At 73.9% G+C, this 1,285-nt stretch carries 1 protein-coding gene; it reads left to right on the top strand.

Features of this window, described 5'->3' with window-relative positions:
• A partial coding sequence (locus ON39_RS30960; protein ID WP_040739569.1) for an AAA family ATPase occupies nt 1-1,285 on the top strand: 1,285 nt, incomplete at both ends.

Raw genomic sequence — 1,285 nt, forward strand, 5'->3', positions numbered from 1 at the left:
GGGCGCGCACAGCCAGGCGAGCAAGCTCACCGAGTGGCTCAGCCTCGCCCTCGACGAGCCCGAGCTGCTCAAAACCCTCGGCGCCACACCGCATCTCGGCGTGCTGATCACCGGCCCGGCCGGCGTCGGCAAGGCCACCCTGGCCCGCGCGGTCACCGCGCCGCGGCGCATCGTCGAGCTGGACGGCCCCACGATCGGGGCGGCGGAGAGCGGCACCCGGCTGCGCGAGGTGGCCCAGGCGGTGGCCGACATCGGCTCCGGGCAGGGCGGGATCCTGCTGATCACCGACATCGACGCGCTGCTGCCCGCGCAGGCTGAGCCGGTCGCCACGCTCATCCTCGACCAGCTGCGGGCCGCGGTCGCCGAGCCGTGCGTAGCCTTCCTCGCCACCACCGCGCACCCCGCCGGGATCGACGCCAGGCTGCGCGCGCCCGACCTGTGCGACCGCGAGTTGGCCCTCGCGCTGCCCACCGCGGCGGTGCGCAAGTCGCTGCTGGAGCAGTTGCTGCGCCGGGTGCCGACGGCGGAGCTCAAACTGGAGGAGATCGCCGCGCGCACACCGGGATTCGTGGTGTCGGACCTCGCGGCGCTGTGCCGGGAGGCGGCGCTGCGGGCCGCGTCGCGGGCGAGCAAGGAGCACACCGAACCCCGGCTCACCCAGCCGGATCTGCTCGACGCGCTGAAAGTCATTCGGCCGCTGTCGCGTTCGGGCATGGACGAGCCGGCCATCGGCAGCCTGAGCCTCGACGAGGTCGGCGACATGGTGGAGACCAAACAGGCGTTGACCGAGACGGTGTTGTGGCCGCTGCGCCACCCGGACTCGTTCGCCAGGCTCGGCATCGAACCGCCGCGCGGCGTGCTGCTCTACGGGCCGCCCGGCTGCGGCAAGTCCTTCCTGGTGCGGGCGCTGGCCAGTACCGGCCAGCTCAGCGTGCACACGGTGAAGGGCGCCGAGCTGATGGACAAGTGGGTCGGCTCGTCCGAGCGCGCGGTGCGCGAATTGTTCCAGCGGGCAAGGGATTCCGCGCCGTCGCTGATCTTCCTGGACGAGGTCGACGCGCTCGCGCCGCGCCGCGGCCAGAGCGGCGACTCCGGCGTCGGCGATCGGGTCGTCGCCGCGCTGCTCACCGAGCTCGACGGGGTGGAACCGCTGCGCGACGTGGTGGTGCTCGGCGCGACCAACCGCCCCGAGCTGATCGATCCGGCGCTGCTGCGGCCCGGACGGCTCGAGCGGCTGGTCTTCGTGCCGCCGCCGGACGGCGCGGCCCGGCTGGAGATCCTGCGC

Origin of the sequence: Nocardia tenerifensis NBRC 101015, from assembly GCF_000308715.1 — a bacterium.
GTDB lineage: Bacteria > Actinomycetota > Actinomycetes > Mycobacteriales > Mycobacteriaceae > Nocardia > Nocardia tenerifensis.